The 14,727-nt window shown below is 56.8% G+C and carries 17 protein-coding genes and 1 tRNA gene; 6 read left to right on the forward strand and 12 right to left on the reverse strand.

The window, feature by feature from the left end; all coding sequences use genetic code 11:
- Window positions 1-13: 13 nt before the first annotated feature.
- The 3 genes from ACR3E4_RS04110 (at window position 14) to ACR3E4_RS04120 (ending at window position 1,549) form a co-directional block, all read left to right on the forward strand.
- Window positions 14-223 carry a hypothetical protein gene (locus ACR3E4_RS04110; protein WP_480535611.1) on the forward strand — a complete coding sequence of 70 codons (210 nt, stop codon included), beginning with the start codon at window positions 14-16 and terminating at the stop codon, window positions 221-223.
- 423 nt (window positions 224-646) lie between these two features.
- Window positions 647-721, forward strand: a tRNA-Gln gene (locus tag ACR3E4_RS04115).
- Between the two features lie 366 nt (window positions 722-1,087).
- Window positions 1,088-1,549 (forward strand): hypothetical protein, encoded by a 462-nt coding sequence (locus tag ACR3E4_RS04120; RefSeq protein WP_480535609.1) that lies wholly within the window; start codon window positions 1,088-1,090, stop codon window positions 1,547-1,549.
- Window positions 1,550-1,687: 138 nt separating this feature from the next.
- Here the strand turns inward: ACR3E4_RS04120 and ACR3E4_RS04125 are convergent, their stop codons facing one another.
- From ACR3E4_RS04125 to ACR3E4_RS04140, 4 genes are all read right to left on the reverse strand, one after another.
- Window positions 1,688-2,563 (reverse strand): Eco29kI family restriction endonuclease, encoded by an 876-nt coding sequence (locus ACR3E4_RS04125; protein WP_480535608.1) that lies wholly within the window; start codon window positions 2,561-2,563, stop codon window positions 1,688-1,690.
- Complete coding sequence (locus ACR3E4_RS04130) at window positions 2,563-3,777, reverse strand: DNA cytosine methyltransferase (protein ID WP_480535606.1); 1,215 nt, start codon at window positions 3,775-3,777, stop codon at window positions 2,563-2,565. Before ACR3E4_RS04130 ends, ACR3E4_RS04125 begins: the two co-directional genes overlap by 1 nt.
- 352 nt (window positions 3,778-4,129) lie before the next feature.
- Complete coding sequence (locus tag ACR3E4_RS04135) at window positions 4,130-4,597, reverse strand: very short patch repair endonuclease (protein WP_480535605.1); 468 nt, start codon at window positions 4,595-4,597, stop codon at window positions 4,130-4,132.
- Between the two features lie 200 nt (window positions 4,598-4,797).
- The gene (locus ACR3E4_RS04140) at window positions 4,798-5,586 is read right to left on the reverse strand and encodes an Eco29kI family restriction endonuclease (RefSeq protein WP_480535603.1); all 789 of its coding nucleotides are present in this window, start codon (window positions 5,584-5,586) and stop codon (window positions 4,798-4,800) included.
- Window positions 5,587-5,822: 236 nt separating this feature from the next.
- On the opposite strand from ACR3E4_RS04140, the gene ACR3E4_RS04145 reads away from it, so the two are divergent.
- Both ACR3E4_RS04145 and ACR3E4_RS04150 read left to right on the forward strand, forming a co-directional pair.
- Window positions 5,823-6,017: a hypothetical protein gene (locus tag ACR3E4_RS04145; RefSeq protein ID WP_480535602.1), complete on the forward strand. Its 195-nt coding sequence runs from the start codon at window positions 5,823-5,825 to the stop codon at window positions 6,015-6,017.
- Window positions 6,017-6,238, forward strand: a complete 222-nt coding sequence (locus ACR3E4_RS04150) for a hypothetical protein (protein WP_480535601.1) — start codon at window positions 6,017-6,019, stop codon at window positions 6,236-6,238. The genes ACR3E4_RS04145 and ACR3E4_RS04150 overlap by 1 nt, the downstream gene beginning before the upstream one ends.
- 331 nt (window positions 6,239-6,569) lie before the next feature.
- On the opposite strand, the gene ACR3E4_RS04155 is transcribed toward ACR3E4_RS04150, so the two are convergent.
- The 8 genes from ACR3E4_RS04155 to ACR3E4_RS04190 form a co-directional block, all read right to left on the reverse strand.
- Entirely contained in the window at window positions 6,570-6,977 is a 408-nt protein-coding gene (locus ACR3E4_RS04155) for a universal stress protein (RefSeq protein WP_480535600.1), read from the reverse strand.
- A gap of 75 nt (window positions 6,978-7,052) precedes the next feature.
- Window positions 7,053-8,033, reverse strand: coding sequence for an alcohol dehydrogenase catalytic domain-containing protein (locus ACR3E4_RS04160; protein WP_480535599.1), 981 nt, complete (start codon window positions 8,031-8,033; stop codon window positions 7,053-7,055).
- The gene (locus ACR3E4_RS04165; protein WP_480535598.1) at window positions 8,030-8,797 is read right to left on the reverse strand and encodes an SDR family NAD(P)-dependent oxidoreductase; all 768 of its coding nucleotides are present in this window, start codon (window positions 8,795-8,797) and stop codon (window positions 8,030-8,032) included. The genes ACR3E4_RS04160 and ACR3E4_RS04165 overlap by 4 nt, the downstream gene beginning before the upstream one ends.
- Complete coding sequence (gene hisD / locus ACR3E4_RS04170; protein WP_480535597.1) at window positions 8,790-10,097, reverse strand: histidinol dehydrogenase; 1,308 nt, start codon at window positions 10,095-10,097, stop codon at window positions 8,790-8,792. Before hisD ends, ACR3E4_RS04165 begins: the two co-directional genes overlap by 8 nt.
- A gap of 10 nt (window positions 10,098-10,107) precedes the next feature.
- Window positions 10,108-11,436, reverse strand: coding sequence for a TRAP transporter large permease (locus ACR3E4_RS04175; RefSeq protein ID WP_480535596.1), 1,329 nt, complete (start codon window positions 11,434-11,436; stop codon window positions 10,108-10,110).
- Window positions 11,437-11,447: 11 nt separating this feature from the next.
- Complete coding sequence (locus tag ACR3E4_RS04180) at window positions 11,448-11,963, reverse strand: TRAP transporter small permease (RefSeq protein ID WP_480535594.1); 516 nt, start codon at window positions 11,961-11,963, stop codon at window positions 11,448-11,450.
- 108 nt (window positions 11,964-12,071) lie between these two features.
- Window positions 12,072-13,217, reverse strand: coding sequence for a TRAP transporter substrate-binding protein (locus tag ACR3E4_RS04185; RefSeq protein WP_480535593.1), 1,146 nt, complete (start codon window positions 13,215-13,217; stop codon window positions 12,072-12,074).
- Between the two features lie 10 nt (window positions 13,218-13,227).
- Entirely contained in the window at window positions 13,228-13,422 is a 195-nt protein-coding gene (locus ACR3E4_RS04190) for a hypothetical protein (protein WP_480535592.1), read from the reverse strand.
- Window positions 13,423-13,570: 148 nt separating this feature from the next.
- Between ACR3E4_RS04190 and ACR3E4_RS04195 the strand changes: the two genes are divergently transcribed.
- Complete coding sequence (locus ACR3E4_RS04195; RefSeq protein ID WP_480535590.1) at window positions 13,571-14,617, forward strand: LacI family DNA-binding transcriptional regulator; 1,047 nt, start codon at window positions 13,571-13,573, stop codon at window positions 14,615-14,617.
- Window positions 14,618-14,727 lie beyond the last annotated feature (110 nt).

Consider the following 14,727-nt stretch of genomic DNA (forward strand, 5'->3'; position numbering starts at 1 on the left):
AAACAGCATATGAATGAGAGGAAGCCTGCGCAGCTTTGATCTTGATCAGATCGCAAGCTTTTTGCGGCTTCGCAATCCCATCCAGATGAATCCGCGCACCGCGCTTGGCAACAAAATCGAAGATACGCATCGCATGGTTTCCTCTTCGACCGAATGGCCCCGGAACCACCTGGCAAAGCCCGGCAAATCCTGCGCCTCGAAATATGCCGACATCGCCAAATAGGTTTAAGAGGCGTGCAATTCGTTGTTGATCTGCTTGTTCAATGCCTCGGCAACTTTTGGCTTCAGCTTCATCACATACCTCCTGATAGCTGGACAGCGTATAAGACCATTATGTTACCCTGGAAGACTGCGCTCAATCTGATATTTATATTTTCCTTTAATAACAAAATTTTACACGCATTTCGGCGCACATGATTTTCACTCGCACTACAGATAGGACCTCGCCCCGAATACAACCCGAACAGTTCAGTTTCACTTACGAACCATCGCTGTGACGCTGAGCGTTCAAAGACAGATATTCCACTGTACAGCCCGTTCGCATCCGTTGCGGACGCCATTCAAAGCAAATTCGATCTTGATGTCATTTTTGTCCAAAAAAGCCCTTGAACCCGGAAACCAACAGTCGTAGATAGCCGCTCACTGTTGGGGTGTAGCCAAGTGGTAAGGCAGCGGTTTTTGGTACCGTGTATCGTAGGTTCGAATCCTACCACCCCAGCCATGAATTTCCCAAAAGCCAATGAAATCAAAGGGCGAAACCTGCCCCTGACACCCCGTGTGTCACAGTCCTCAGAAACTGTGACACGGAGTGTAACACATGCCGTTGCGAGCTATGCCCGCAAGCGCACCGACTCGTCCTGTCGAAAAACCGAGGAAAGCAAGCGCGTTGTTCCAGTGCCCCAGCTTCTTCTGGATCTTGGGTTCATGGATTGGTTCCACTCACTTCGCGAAGAACATGGAGTGCTCCTTTTCCCTGAAGCGGCGCGGCGGACGACCAGCGGCGATGTGACCTAGCGCCTTCGCCAAACATCTGCGCTGCATTCTCGATCGGCTGGGCCTTGGTAATTTCGACGAGGACTTCTATGCCATGCGTAAGACCCTGTCGAGCATGATGAATTCCGCGCTGGTTTCAGACGGCCAACGCCAAGCCATCGCCGGGCATAAGCACGGGAGCGTGCTCAATGTTCACTACACGGCTCATCACACGAAAGACCTCAAGCACGCGGTCGACAAGGCAAATTTCAAGCTCGAGATCGGCCGCCGTCGTCAATATGGCTTTCCAGTGATCAAAGGTTGCGACCTGTCGCAATCGGCCTCATTGGAGGTTGATGTTACCTTGGGAGGCAATGGCGAAGCCGCCACAGTGACTATCAGAGACAAGAATGTTTCTGAGCCCATTTTTCACTTTGTTCGGCGTGGGAATGAACCATTCAAAGATATTAAGTCGGCGGCTCGAAGACTTCGTGAGATTCTTTCTCAGCGTCCGTTGATACTGCCCAAGAACACTCTGAAGCGCGCAGCATTCGAGCACCTTCAGGCGATGGCGTAGTAAGGTCACGAACAATGTGGTGACCAGGGGCACCACAACTGTAACTGCTTTGACCTGACACGTCTGAAGCTGTTCATACAGGAGGTAGCTGAAATCATAGAGCGAGCTGAAACCGGCTCAACCTTCCGATCAGGGAAATCAACATGGCTTAAAGGCCGTGTTACCGTCAACCTCACCATCATCCGGATCAAGCCGGTCTGCCTGCCTTATGCCATCCGCAAACGCGCTGAACACGTCTCTGGTGGCTTGGAAGATGGTCGTCTTTGAGAAGTGTTCCCCGACTTCCGCTGTAATCTCAGAGACACTCTTGCCTTTAGGATTTTCAGCGGCCCACTTTCGGCCGGGATGCACCGTATCCCATGGCGATCTCTTATTTGTGCGCGTATCAGCCTTATCGCCATGCTTTCCAATCCCAAAGAGAATCTTGGTCTCATTATTCCAGATTGGCTGGAAGAGGCGAATTAGGTGGTTCTCCGCTGCCGCCTGATACCCACTTTGAACAGCCAACGCGCGGCATTCGAAATCATCTATGTCGATTCCCTGAACTTTCTCAATGCTTCGCCGGTGTTCGTTCAGACGACCGTATAGCTTCGTTTGCTGCTCCACAACGGACTTCGCACCTACAGGAGGATCGGCCTTGCCAACGTATATCGGGGTCTCGGTCCCAGCGAGTGGCGCGTAAATCTCGGCCGGACCATCATAGTATATAGCATAAACGCCTGCACCGTAGAACGGCTCAATGGCCCCAAGCGGGTAGCGCTCCTGCGAGATCAAAGCCAGCGCCACAAAATGGCCGATGAGTGTTGGCTCACTTGGATCGAAAAAGGCATCTGGCAATCTGATCGGATCAATGTCCCTCTCAAGCCGATCGAGATCCTCCTTCATCCCTTTGATTGCATCAAGAACCCTCCGGCGGGAAGGTTGCGTCATCTCTGCGCCGCGAACCACATTGGCAAACTGATCCAATGCGGCGGATGTATCATCCGCCTTCAATAGTTCGGGTCTACGGGCCATCAGTTTGCCTCGGCGGCATCCAGATTGGCAGCCACGCTCTCGCCGACAACGCGGGCAAGCTCCGCAGGCACTGCGTTCCCTAACTGGCGCATGCATTCGCTCCATGCGCCATGGAACTTGTAACCGTCAGGGAAAGTCTGGATTCGCGCTGACTCTCGAACGGTGAAATACCTAATGAAACCGTCTGCTCGTCGGAGCATGTTCTCGCCACCAGGCACGCCATGGACGCCCGCCTTGAGTGTCTTCGAGGGTTCGTCGAGGTAGCTGCCGGTGTGGCCCGGGTAGCTCTTCGCGCCCGGCTGGAAGCGATGGTCAGAGACCCTCGCCGACTTGCATGAATGCCGCGGGTCCGGGAGGTCGCCGATCGCATCGCGCGTTGTGCGCCACGGCAAAGCCTCTGGTCTCTCATCGCGCGACAAGCGCTTCGCCATTTGTGCGGCGCGGCGTTCGAGTTTCCGATGGGCCTTGGCAACCTTATGGCGTTCCCAGTAATCCCCAAATTCTTGGTCCCACACGAGAGCTTCCTGGGTGTAGCTGCCCTCATCCGGGCTCCAGCGGGCATCGACGTCGTTACGGAAACCAACGAAAAGAACGCGCTCCCTCCGCTGCGGAACACCAAAGTTCGCCGCATTCATGAGTTTGGTAACGACATTGTATTGAAGGCCAGCCTTCTTGGTCGTGGTATGATGCTGCTGAAGTCGGCGTAGATGGTCTTGCCAGCTTTCTCCGTCCTTCGCTGTGATCTCTGGATAGGATAGCTGCCGCTCGACATATGTGAAATAGTCGTGAAACGCCGCCCGGGTCAGGCCCTTCACGTTTTCAAACACGAAGGCGCGAGGCTGCGCCTCCCGAACAGCACGCACGGCCTGTGGGAACATGTCCCTCGCGTCGTCATACGCCCGGTGCTGACCGCCGAGGCTGAAGGGCTGACATGGTGGGCCACCGGAAACCAGGTCGAGCTTTCCTTCAAGTGAAGTGAAATCCATCGTCCGGACATCAGCCTCGACGACCTTCCAAGGCTGATCTTCATCGACGGAATCGTCTCCGAGGATACTGTGGTTTTCCCTGAGCGTGTCGCAGCACCAGCGGTCATACTCTACCACCATCTGCGGGATGAAACCCGCTTGGGCCAAGCCGATGCCAAGGCCACCCGCGCCAGCAAAGAGCTCAAGTGATTTTCTGTGATGTTTGCTCGCCTCGGACTGTCCGCTCATTCGGATTCTCTCCTTTTGTTTTTCCCAACTAAAAGCAGGCATCAGGGAACAAAGCAAGAATTCGTTGACAGGATATTGTAGCAAGCGCAGTCTTTCGCCCCCAAAAATGGCGAGCCCCTTGGAGGGCAATCCGAAGGTTTCAAACCCGTTCCTCCTCATCACGCAAATTCGAGGCATCAAGTGCGGCGGTTGGCGAGAGGGAGACAAGCGCCGAACGGGCGCGCCACATATACTGCCCGGCAGCCCCGGAGCGAAACACAGTCATCTTCATCGACCCGGCCTGCGGAGCCGGCGCGCTTCCGATATCCAATGGCGGATGACGAAACTCACTCCCCTGCCTCAAAGCCCAGAACTACCTCTGATCTGCTTCCAGCTTACCCTGCAACTCCGCGTAGGCCCGATCGGAGCACAGCCAATCCTCAGTCGCGTCCAGCAACTCTACGGGAGCCCAACGGGCCTTTCCGACCATAGTGCACTCCCAGATTATGAGCACCCGCCAACCAAGTTCGAGCAGCGCCTTCTCGTTCGCCAGGTCTCGTTCGCGGTTGCGCCCGATCTTTGGACCCCAGAATTCCAGGTTGGTCTTAGGCATCCGGCCGCAGCCAGGATGCCCATGCCAGAAGCACCCACGGACCTCTACGACAGCGCTGAAGCGAGGGAAAACAAGGTCTGGCGTCCCTGGCAGATCGCGGCGATGCAGGCGAAACCGATAGCCACGGGAATGGAGCCCGCGCCGGAGCACCATTTCAGGTTTTGTGTTTTTCGAGCGGACGCGAGACATCTGCTCGGATCGGGTTTGAACTTTCAGGCGCTTAGTCATGCGGATGCTTCGAGACGCGCAGAAAAAGCCCCGTGCGTTTCCGTCAGCAGATACTTGGAGGGAGCATGGTCACTCGTGCTGTTGGCGCGAGTTATCTCGCGGCCAAAGTGGATACAATATCTTCCCGGCACGATTTGCGCTTTCGTGGTATCGCTTAGATTCATCATAACGAGAAACCGGAAAATGTAAGTTCATTGGTCTTACCAACCCACTTGTTCACGTAGCATTCGCAATGCGCGCACCAAGTCTTTATCCTCCTTATAGGTTTTGAACCACTCGACTCCGGTCATTATCTCGTCTTGTGTCTGAACAACTTCGCTTTGCTCCAACCCTTCACCATCTGGTGCGTGCGCACAAACCCACCAGTTTGGTGGCCTGATCCCAAGCCGCCCTTTGCCCGGCGTGTTGCTCCCAAAGCCAGCACCATTCCAAATGGGCTTATAAAAAGTTATGAGGCCCGCCTCGGCCATCCCAATGTAGGCGTCAGGTATGGATAAAGCTTTGAAACAGAAGTCCTCGGCCCGCAAGGGGTAGTGCCGACTACCGACAGTTGATTCTATCTTCCTGCGGTGGGTCCCTAACCTTCTCCTGATGCCATTCTTGTCGGTCTTATTTCTGAAACCCTGAAGCCCATTCACGGTTGCAGAAGCTTCCGCCTTTCCCACGTAAATTGGAATTCTAAGTTGGGTCTCATTCGCGACCCTCAAAGGTTCATACAGATCACAGTGCCCCTGGTAAAACAGCGCATAAACCCCTCCACCGGGCGGCGCACGCCGTTCCCCCCTGTCCGCCAAAGAGTGGTCTGGTTCACGCAGCAATTCGCGAGCTACGGCAGCCGCGACGTTAACTGTCTTCAATGGATCAAATTGCACCTTACACGCACCCGCCGCTTGGAAAGATTCTCCCTGTGGTAGAAAAACAAGATGAGGAGTGCAAGCCCAACCACGCGGCATAGGCTTTTGGATCTCCTGACCCTGCAACACGTCCATGACCCGAAACGACCCGAGAGCGCCTATTTCGCTGAGGTAGATCCCAGCGCTCCTTATGTCGAGGATATCTGCCTACTGTCCGAAGCGTATTTCGACGCTCTTCTCCGCCTTGATGCGGTGGATGAAATCCCCCTCCCCCTCGCCGCCTGAGATGGCTGCCCTGCGCTGGCAGTCAGACATCTGCCAGTGCCTTGAGAGATTGCCCTTCGCAATCTCATACTTAGGAGGATGAAAACATGGATACATCGTTTGAGGTAAAGCTTCATGAAATCGTTCTATCTGCCATCCAGCACGGTAGGAGGCTGGCAGAAGAGTGGCGTGAAGTCGACATGGTGCCTCAGGGAACAAGCCGCAACGCGATTTTGGAAACCCTAAAGAACCTGGAAAACCGCGAAGTCTCGATGACTTCACAGAGGAATTCCATGACATAATGGGCGAACAGATCTGGCAAGCGTTGAATGATCTGCGCGATGGAGCTGGCGACAGATCGATCAAAGGCGACACTGACACGTCTTGGGAAACCGACCTGGAGGTTATCGACCTTTTCAACCTATCCTGGCGTTGGAACAAATTCTGGGAGGTAAAGTTAGCTTTGGATGATTATAGAGCGTCAATCCAAACCGCCGACATGATGCTGGCTCAGGTTTCGTGACTGTTACAGCAATTGGCCCTGGGGATCTAAATGGATCTCCCGGGCAGAAAATGAACACACGTAGAAACAAACCAATTTCTCCTTGAAAGCAATCGATGCCATATTCTAAGGTTTTATTATCTTTCAATAGCTTACGAAGAATCCTACCACTCCAGCCATTTTCCATGAATAGCCGAATAAATAATAACAACCGCACGCTCATGTTGGACAACGCGTTCAACCGACCGAAGCCGTGGCTCAATCCGTTATACATGAATGCAAGAGCGGGAAGGGTTAAACCGTACGCTCCTTTCATTGACGATCACCGCTGCCCCAACATCGATCCGGCATTCTAGCGCTGAACAAGGACCGAGCAGGTGGCTCGGCGGGCGACGCGTGATGCGGTTGATCCGAGTGCATAGCCCTGAGCCCCCGGGCTGTGCGACCCCACGATGATCATGTCGACATCGTTTTTTCTGGCGAACTCGGCAACCTGTACGCCCGGCTTTCCAGACCCGACTTCGGTCCAGATATCGGGTGCGCCAGCAGCGGCCTTGTCCAGCGCCGCTTTGACGCGGTCCGTCAGGTGGTTGGCCTCTTTGATGGTCACGAATTCGTTGATGAACCCAGGAATACTTTCGAGCACGGTGATCAGGGTGATCCTGCCACCCTCACCCAAAAGACGGCGGGCGGTTGCAATCTTTCGATCAACCAATCCCTCATGGTCCAGCGCCACAGGTATCAAAATATGCTTGTACACATTGCTCTCCTTTTCTGAGCTGTGCCTCGTCGGATGATCTGCCTGGAATTTCTATCCATTTGGACCTCTTCGAAATCAGCCGTTCGGGTGCAGGATGGTTTTCGGGGCGGCAATCTGGCCGGAGCGAATGGCCTGAAACACCTCGCACCCCTCAGAAAGCGGGCGCTTTTCGACCCAGTTCAGATCTCCGAGGCGGCCATCAAAGATTGCCTGCGCGGTGTCGTGAAAATCCTGCACGGTATAGGTATAGGTCCCAATAAAGGTGATCTCTTGCAGCGTAATGCGGCGGGCATCCAGTCCCCCCGTATCTTCGCCTAATCCGATGTGGGCAATCACACCGCCGGGTTTCACCTGCTGAGACGCAGCCGCTCGTGTCGCCGCAAAGCCAACCGCGTCAACCACCAGAGGCACCGCTTCGCTGAATTGGTCGAGCGTTGTCACGCCGCAGTATTCATTCAGATAAGCACGGCGTGAAGCGTTGGGTTCCACGATCGTAACATCGTCACACCCCATGGCCCTGAGCGCCAGCGCAGCCGCCAACCCGATGGCCCCGCCGCCCAGTATCAGGGCGCGGCGCTCATCTGATGGGTGCAAGGCCGCAAGACCAAGGCGCGCCGCGTGCCAACTGACGGCCAAAGGTTCAGCGAGCGCCGCCTTGTCCATGGATACGCCATCCGGGATCGTGATGAGGTTCTCACCTGGAATCGAGACGAATTGCGCAAACGCGCCCTCACGCGGTGGCATTGAAATGATCTGGCGTTGTGGGCAGAGGTTCTCACGCCCGGATGTGCAAGCCGCACATTTTCCGCAATTCACCAGCGGGTTGATGGTCACCCGTTCCCCGTCGCGGGCACCGCCTACAACGACGCCCGCTGCTTCATGTCCAAGGATCAACGGGGCAGGACGCCGGTTGTCGTGCCCCAGATAGGCATGCATGTCAGAGCCGCAAATCCCCACGGATTGCACCTGAATCAGATGCTCGTTCAGATCGGGAACCGGGTCTGGGACGTCCCGGTAGGAAATGACCTCGGGTCCATCGTAGACAAGCGCTTTCATTTCGCAGTGAACCCCCCATCCAGCATTAGAACCTGCCCGGTGACATATCTTGAAGCCTCCGAGCACAGAAACAGCAACGGACCGTTAAGGTCTTGTGGCTCGCCATTGCGGCCGATGCAGGTCTGCGCAGCATTCCGCGCGGCGCGGTCGCCGTCCGCAAAGACCGCCTCGGTCAGTTCCGTATGAAAGAAGCCAGGAGCAATTGCGTTGGTGTTGATGCCCGATGCGGACCAGGCCTGCGCCATGGCGCGAGTCAGCTGTGCCACGCCGCCTTTGCTGGCACCGTAAGCGATACCGCCCGGGAACGCCCGGAAGGATTGCAGCGAGGCGAAGTTGACGATACGCCCCCACCCCTTGTTCTGCATATGCGGAACCATTGTCTGACTGAGGAAAAACGGGGCCGAAAGGTTCACGGCCAGCGTGGCGTCCCAGCCTTCCGCCGTCACTTCATCCGCTGCTTCCCGTGTATTGAGCCCCGCCGCGTGCACGATGATATCCGGGGGCCCAAAGGGTTCCCGGATACGGTCGGCAAGATCGCTCAGACCTTCGCGGTCGGCAACATCGCCCGGCACGCCAGCCCGCTGCCCATCCGCCCCCGCGCACCACGCTTGCAGCGCATCGGCACGGCGCGCGACGGCCACAACCGAGGCACCGGCCTGCGCCAGCACCTCAGCCGCATGCCGACCCAGACCAGAGCTGGCACCCGTGACGCAGGCGACACGCCCCTTCACGCTGAAGGGATCGGGTTGATGCGGTTCAGCCATCTGCGGACAAGTCAAAGCTTTCGTCGGGGAAGTACTTCTTCAATCGGATATCAGCGGTTCGGGCATGGCCTTCCATCCCCTCTAGCCGCGCAATACGCGCGGTCGCTTCAGCGACCGGTTTCGCCCCTTCGCGGGTTGCCCGTTGCCAGGTGACGATTTTCATATACTTGTGGACGCTCAGACCGCCCGTATAGCTGGCCGCCCCCGACGTCGGCAGAACGTGATTGGTGCCAGAGGCTTTGTCGCCAAAGGCCACTGTGGTCTCTTCACCCAGAAAGAGAGAGCCATAGCAGGACAAGCGGCTCAGCCACCAATCCAGATCCTCGGCCTGCACTGTCAGATGTTCTGGCGCGTAATCGTCCGAACACGCGGCCATCTCCTCGCGATCTGCACACACGATCACCTCGGCATAATCGCGCCATGCCGCGGTGGCATTTTCGCGGTTCACCTGAGGCAATTCGTCGATCAGCAGCGGCACCAGACGCATGACCTCTTCGGCCAGAGACTGACTGTCCGTGACTAGCCAAACCGGCGAGTTATACCCGTGCTCGGCCTGTCCGACGAGATCGGTTGCGACGATCATCGGGTCGGCGGCGCCATCAGCCAGGATCAGACTGTCGGTCGGTCCGGCGATCATGTCGATGCCGACGCGGCCAAACAGCATGCGCTTGGCCTCGGCCACGAATTGGTTGCCCGGTCCCACAAGGATGTTTGCCTTGGGCAGGCCGAACAGACCAAACGTCATCGCAGCAACGCCCTGCACGCCGCCCATGGCAAGGATTTTGTCCGCACCACAGACATGCGCTGCATAGATGATCGCGGGTGCGATCCCGACATCCGGGCGCGGCGGTGAACAGGCGATGATGTTCTTGCAGCCCGCGACCTTGGCGGTGGTCACGGTCATGATCGCGCTGGCAATGTGGCTGTACCGGCCACCCGGCACGTAACACCCCGCAGCGGCCACAGGTATCGCCTTTTGTCCTGCGATCAGTCCCGGCACGACCTCGGTCTCGAAATCCGCCACTGTGCTCAGCTGCGCTTTGGCGAATTTCTTCACATTTGCATGTGCGAACTCGATGTCCCTGCGCAACTTCGCCGGTACCTGATCAGCTGCAGCGGCGATCGTCTCGGGCGATAACAGGATTTCCCCCTCGTACTTGTCGAATTTGCGGGCATATTCCAGAGCTTTGGCATCACCTCCCGCCTCGATGTCATCCAAAATTTCGCGGACGATTTTTTTGGTCTCAGAGGCATCGCTTTTGGACGTAAGCGTTGCTTTCTTAAGATAGAGTCTCGGCATTTGGTCTTACCTATTTATAGATGTCTGGCAGAAGAATTGTTGAGATTGTCGGGACGTAGGCGATGAACAGGGTCACGATCAGCATGAACAGTACAAATGGAATGGCCCGGTAAGCAATCCGCAAGATCGACTCGCCCGTTATCCCCGCGACAACGAAAAGGTTGAGCCCGAGCGGTGGCGTGATGAACCCCACACCAAGCGCGGTGATCATCATGATGCAGAACTGAATCTCGTTCATCCCGATATCATCCGCCAAAGGCTTCAGGATGGGGGCAAGGATCACGATGTTCGGGGTCGTCTCCATCACACAGCCCGCTGCGATCAGGATGCAAACCATCATCAGGATCAGAACCAACGGATCATCGCTGACCGAGGTAGCCGCCGCGACAAAGCCTTGCGGCACGCCAATGATGGCAAGCGCCTCGGCCAGCGGGGCCGAGAAGGCGATAATCGGCAGGATCACCCCGTTCACTTTGGCAGAGCTGACCAGCATCGCTGGAAAATCGCTGAGCTTGAGCGTGCGCAGGAAGAACCCCATGATGATCGTTACGACCACTGCGGTGGCGCCCGCCTCGGTGGGTGTCAGGCGGCCCGAGAAGATGCCATAAAAGATGATCCCGGGGACAAGAAACGCATACCAGCCGGATTTCAGCGCCGTACCAAGCCGCGAGAAATACTCGGGCATCGAGATATTGCCGCCCCCTTCCCAGCCGTAAAGCCGGTTCATGATCACATTGGTTGCCAGGATCGACAGCAGGATGGCGATACCGGGAATCAGCGCGGCCAGAAACAGCGTCGATGCTGAAATGCCCAACACAAGGCCGATGATGATATAGGCGATCGAGGGGGGGATCAGGATGCCGGTACAGGCCCCAGCCGCGACCAGTGCACAGGCATAGGGACGCGGATAACCGGATTCGACCAGGCGGTCGATTGTCATGCGGCCAACAGCGGCAGCCCCTGCCGCGTCAGACCCCGAGATCGCCGCGAACATACCGCAGACCAGCACTGTCGCCGAGCCGAAGCCGCCCTTGGCAAACTGGGTCAAGGCCTCGGCCACATCCAGGAATTTTCGACTGAGCCCGGTTCTGACCAGCACATCCCCGGTCAAAATGAACAGAGGCACAGCCGTCAGCGCGAAAAAGTCGATACCCGAGAACAGTTTCTCGCCCACAAGGCTGAGCGGCAGCGCGCCGGACCACAGCAACATCAGGATCGCGGATGCGCCGATAGAGGCCCAGACCGGAACGGCCAGCGCGACGAGGACAACAAAGAGAATGACCGGTCCGTAAAAATCCCAACCAAGGATGACCGATTGATCCAGCTGATTCCAAAGCATAGCGTCGCCCCTCAGTCGAACAACTTGTCGCCTTCGTAGACGGGGCGGCCCGCTCGAAGGTCCGCGATGTCGCGGATGATGGATTGAATGAGGCGCAGCAGCACCAGAGCGAAACCAATGGGAACGGCCATCAGAAACCAGACCCGGCTGATGCGCAGGCCGTCTGTCACGGACCCGAACTTTGCCGACACATGAACCGTTTCATACGCATAGATCAACGCGACGACCGACACTGCGACCATGACGAAATCACCGAAGAGATAGAGCAGAGCTTTGATCCGGGGGCCGACGTAATGCATGATCACATCAATACGGATATGCCCGCGTTCCCGAACCGCGGCTGCGCACCCGATCCAGGCCAGATAGATGAAAGAATAACGAACGATCTCTTCGCCCCAGATGGACGAGTAGGACAGCACTTCGCGACGCAGCACCTCAACGAACATCGTGACGACGAGCATGGTGTAGAAGACCAATAGCGCCCATCGCTCGGCATTCTGGTTCAGTTTTTGAAGAACGTGCTGCATAGGCAACTCCTTCGCATCGCAGGGCGACGCATCCGATTGCGCGGTCGGCTGAAAGTGTTTTGGGTCGGAAAGAGACGACGCCTTCGCGGCGCCTCTTTCTGGCTGATATTACGCGTCATGCACGTAGTAGCGCCCTCTGGTGCCTGCGGCTTCTTCAAGCTTGGCAAAATTGTCCATCGAACCGGCCAGCTCCACCTTGAACTCATCCCATTCGGAGCGCTGGAAACCGCCAGCTTCCTGCCATTCACCAAGCTGATCATCGTTCAGCGAGTGGAACTCCACACCAGCCTTGACCAGTTCGGCCATCGCATAGGCGCGCGCCGACGGCACTTTGGCCAGGTTCTGATGCGATGTGAGTTCACCGGCGAATTCAATGCCGTCCTGAACATCGCTCGGTAACGCGTTAAACCACTCCAGGTTCATCGAATACACCTGGCTGTCCGGAACGGCCTGCGTGAAGGTGACATGGCTGAGGATATCCTTGAAGCCAAAGACAAACAGCGCCCCGACCGACGGATCCAGTGCATCTGCGACACCCTGCTTGATCGCCGACGGCGTCTCACCCCAGGCGACCGGAGTCGGGTTGGCCCCCACCATCCGATAATACTGCTGCAGCATTTTCGAGCCAGGCACCCGGAACTTGATACCCGCCATATCTGCGGGCGTGATCACGGCGTTCCCACCTTTGCGAACCGCGACAACACGGGGGTCAATGTTGACGTAGAACAAGGCTTTGAAGCCGGCGGCTTCAATCTTTGGGTGCACCTCGGACTTCCAGGCGTCCGACGTCACCAGATTGGTGAAGCGCTGGTTCGAACCGCAGAAGTAAGGCATGTTGATCAGGTCAGCCGCGCTGGCAAAGGGCGCGAAGTTCGACAGCGAATGCTGCGCGCACTGAATCGTTCCCGCCTGAACCGCCTGAACCAAAGCACCACCCGCACCCAACTGGCCACCCGGCGCGAGCTTTACATAGACCTTGCCGTTCGTCGCGTTCTGGATGTTTTCCTTCAGGTCAAGCTGCATGATCGGATAGCTGCGCGACGCCCCAAGAACATAAGCGGTCGCCAGGGTCATGGTGTGCTCTGCCGCAGCTTCTCGCTCGCGCTCTTCCTTGGCGGTCTGGGCCGAGGCCTCGGATGACCACAGCATCCCTCCGGCACCCGCAACCATTGCTGCGGTGAACGCGCCGGTGCTGGTAAGCTTCAAGAAATTGCGCCGCTCCTCCGAGGCGAGCTCACGTTTATCACGGTTCATGATTTCCTCCCTAAGAATCATTCTTGTTTTCTTGGTTTTTGGCGGCCGCTTCGCGTTGAAGCGTCACAACGACAAACGCCAGCGAAGCGCACAGCAGGACAAGCATTTCACCGACATCCCCCATGAACTGAGAGCGCCCGAAGGCGCCAAGAGCGACATTTGCAGTGAAAACGCCAAACAAGGCTATTGATGCGACCAAGAACAAAGTTGCCTCCCCAACCCTGATTCTCGACAAATGTAAGCGCTTACATTTCTTATTGCAAGCGCTTACATTCACATGAAGACCTCTGTTGTTTTGCCGCCTGACACGTATTATTGGGTCACGAATTGGAAATTTTCGGGCATATTGCCGTATGGCTGACGCTAACAGACAGCAGAGTTTCGCAGACAAGCCGGTGTCTTCACCGACATTGAAAGACGTAGCTCAACTGGCAAATGTGTCCACGGCGACGGTGTCCCGCTGCCTCAACAATCCGACACAGGTTTCGCAGACAACCCGTGAAAAGGTGTTGAGCGCGGTTAAAACTCTGGGCTATGCACCCAATTTCGGGGCGCAGGCGCTGGCGGCCAAACGCACGAATACTTTCGGTGCGATTATTCCGACCATGGAAAATGCCATCTTCGCCCGGGGCTTGCAGGCCTTTCAGGAAGAGCTTGGCCGCCACGGAGTAACACTGCTTGTCGCCAGTTCCTCCTACAGCCCCGAACTGGAAGACGAGCAGATACGCGCGCTGGTCGCACGCGGCGCGGATGCGTTGCTGTTGATCGGTCATGATCGAACGCCGCAAACCTATGCCTTTCTCGAACAGCGCCAGATCCCCTATGTCGTCGCGTGGACCTATAACGAGGCTGAGAACCGCCCGTCGATTGGGTTCGACAACCGCAAAGCCATGACAAAACTGGCTGAGCACGTCCTGAACCTGGGCCACAGCTCGATCGCGCTGGTTACGGCACCGCGTTCCGGCAATGACCGGGCTCGTGAAAGGTTCGAGGGCGTGCGCGACGCGATGATCCGTCACGGATTGGACCCGGATGATCTGGCCGTGGTGGAAACGCATTACTCCATCGGCAACGGCGCGGATGCTTTCGCCGAGCTTATGTCCCGCAAATCGCGCCCCACAGCCGTTCTTTGTGGCAACGATGTCCTTGCGGCAGGAGCTATATCAATGGCCCGGACACTAGGCATCGACGTACCCGGAGAAGTCTCGATCACAGGCTTCGACGACATCGAAGTCGCCGAAATCGTTTCCCCGAGTTTGACAACCGTTCATGTGCCTCACAGGACTATGGGGCGCGGTGCAGCTTCCTTACTGGTCGATCTGCGCAACGGAGATGACCGGGTCGCTAGGATTGAACTGGACGCCCATATCAAACTGCGGGACTCGCTGGGCCCTGTCTGACTTTGGGCGTTGCTTCGGACAACGCCAGCATCAGACAACCTTTGGCGATCAAGCATCGGTGCACGACGCCCGTTATCCCATCGGTTGCGCAGCAGTCATCGATATCCAAC

The sequence above is a fragment of the Ruegeria sp. AP11 genome, assembly GCF_056535865.1.

What these genes read in the sequence shown, in the direction of transcription:
- ACR3E4_RS04110 (WP_480535611.1), top strand. Translation starts at nt 14, where the DNA reads ATGAGAGGAAGCCTGCGCAGCTTTGATCTTGATCAGATCGCAAGCTTT.
- ACR3E4_RS04120 (WP_480535609.1), top strand. Translation starts at nt 1,088, where the DNA reads ATGCGTAAGACCCTGTCGAGCATGATGAATTCCGCGCTGGTTTCAGAC.
- ACR3E4_RS04125 (WP_480535608.1), bottom strand. Translation starts at nt 2,563, where the DNA reads ATGGCCCGTAGACCCGAACTATTGAAGGCGGATGATACATCCGCCGCA.
- ACR3E4_RS04130 (WP_480535606.1), bottom strand. Translation starts at nt 3,777, where the DNA reads ATGAGCGGACAGTCCGAGGCGAGCAAACATCACAGAAAATCACTTGAG.
- ACR3E4_RS04135 (WP_480535605.1), bottom strand. Translation starts at nt 4,597, where the DNA reads ATGACTAAGCGCCTGAAAGTTCAAACCCGATCCGAGCAGATGTCTCGC.
- ACR3E4_RS04140 (WP_480535603.1), bottom strand. Translation starts at nt 5,586, where the DNA reads ATGGACGTGTTGCAGGGTCAGGAGATCCAAAAGCCTATGCCGCGTGGT.
- ACR3E4_RS04145 (WP_480535602.1), top strand. Translation starts at nt 5,823, where the DNA reads ATGGATACATCGTTTGAGGTAAAGCTTCATGAAATCGTTCTATCTGCC.
- ACR3E4_RS04150 (WP_480535601.1), top strand. Translation starts at nt 6,017, where the DNA reads ATGGGCGAACAGATCTGGCAAGCGTTGAATGATCTGCGCGATGGAGCT.
- ACR3E4_RS04160 (WP_480535599.1), bottom strand. Translation starts at nt 8,033, where the DNA reads ATGAAAGCGCTTGTCTACGATGGACCCGAGGTCATTTCCTACCGGGAC.
- ACR3E4_RS04165 (WP_480535598.1), bottom strand. Translation starts at nt 8,797, where the DNA reads ATGGCTGAACCGCATCAACCCGATCCCTTCAGCGTGAAGGGGCGTGTC.
- hisD (WP_480535597.1), bottom strand. Translation starts at nt 10,097, where the DNA reads ATGCCGAGACTCTATCTTAAGAAAGCAACGCTTACGTCCAAAAGCGAT.
- ACR3E4_RS04175 (WP_480535596.1), bottom strand. Translation starts at nt 11,436, where the DNA reads ATGCTTTGGAATCAGCTGGATCAATCGGTCATCCTTGGTTGGGATTTT.
- ACR3E4_RS04180 (WP_480535594.1), bottom strand. Translation starts at nt 11,963, where the DNA reads ATGCAGCACGTTCTTCAAAAACTGAACCAGAATGCCGAGCGATGGGCG.
- ACR3E4_RS04185 (WP_480535593.1), bottom strand. Translation starts at nt 13,217, where the DNA reads ATGAACCGTGATAAACGTGAGCTCGCCTCGGAGGAGCGGCGCAATTTC.
- ACR3E4_RS04195 (WP_480535590.1), top strand. Translation starts at nt 13,571, where the DNA reads ATGGCTGACGCTAACAGACAGCAGAGTTTCGCAGACAAGCCGGTGTCT.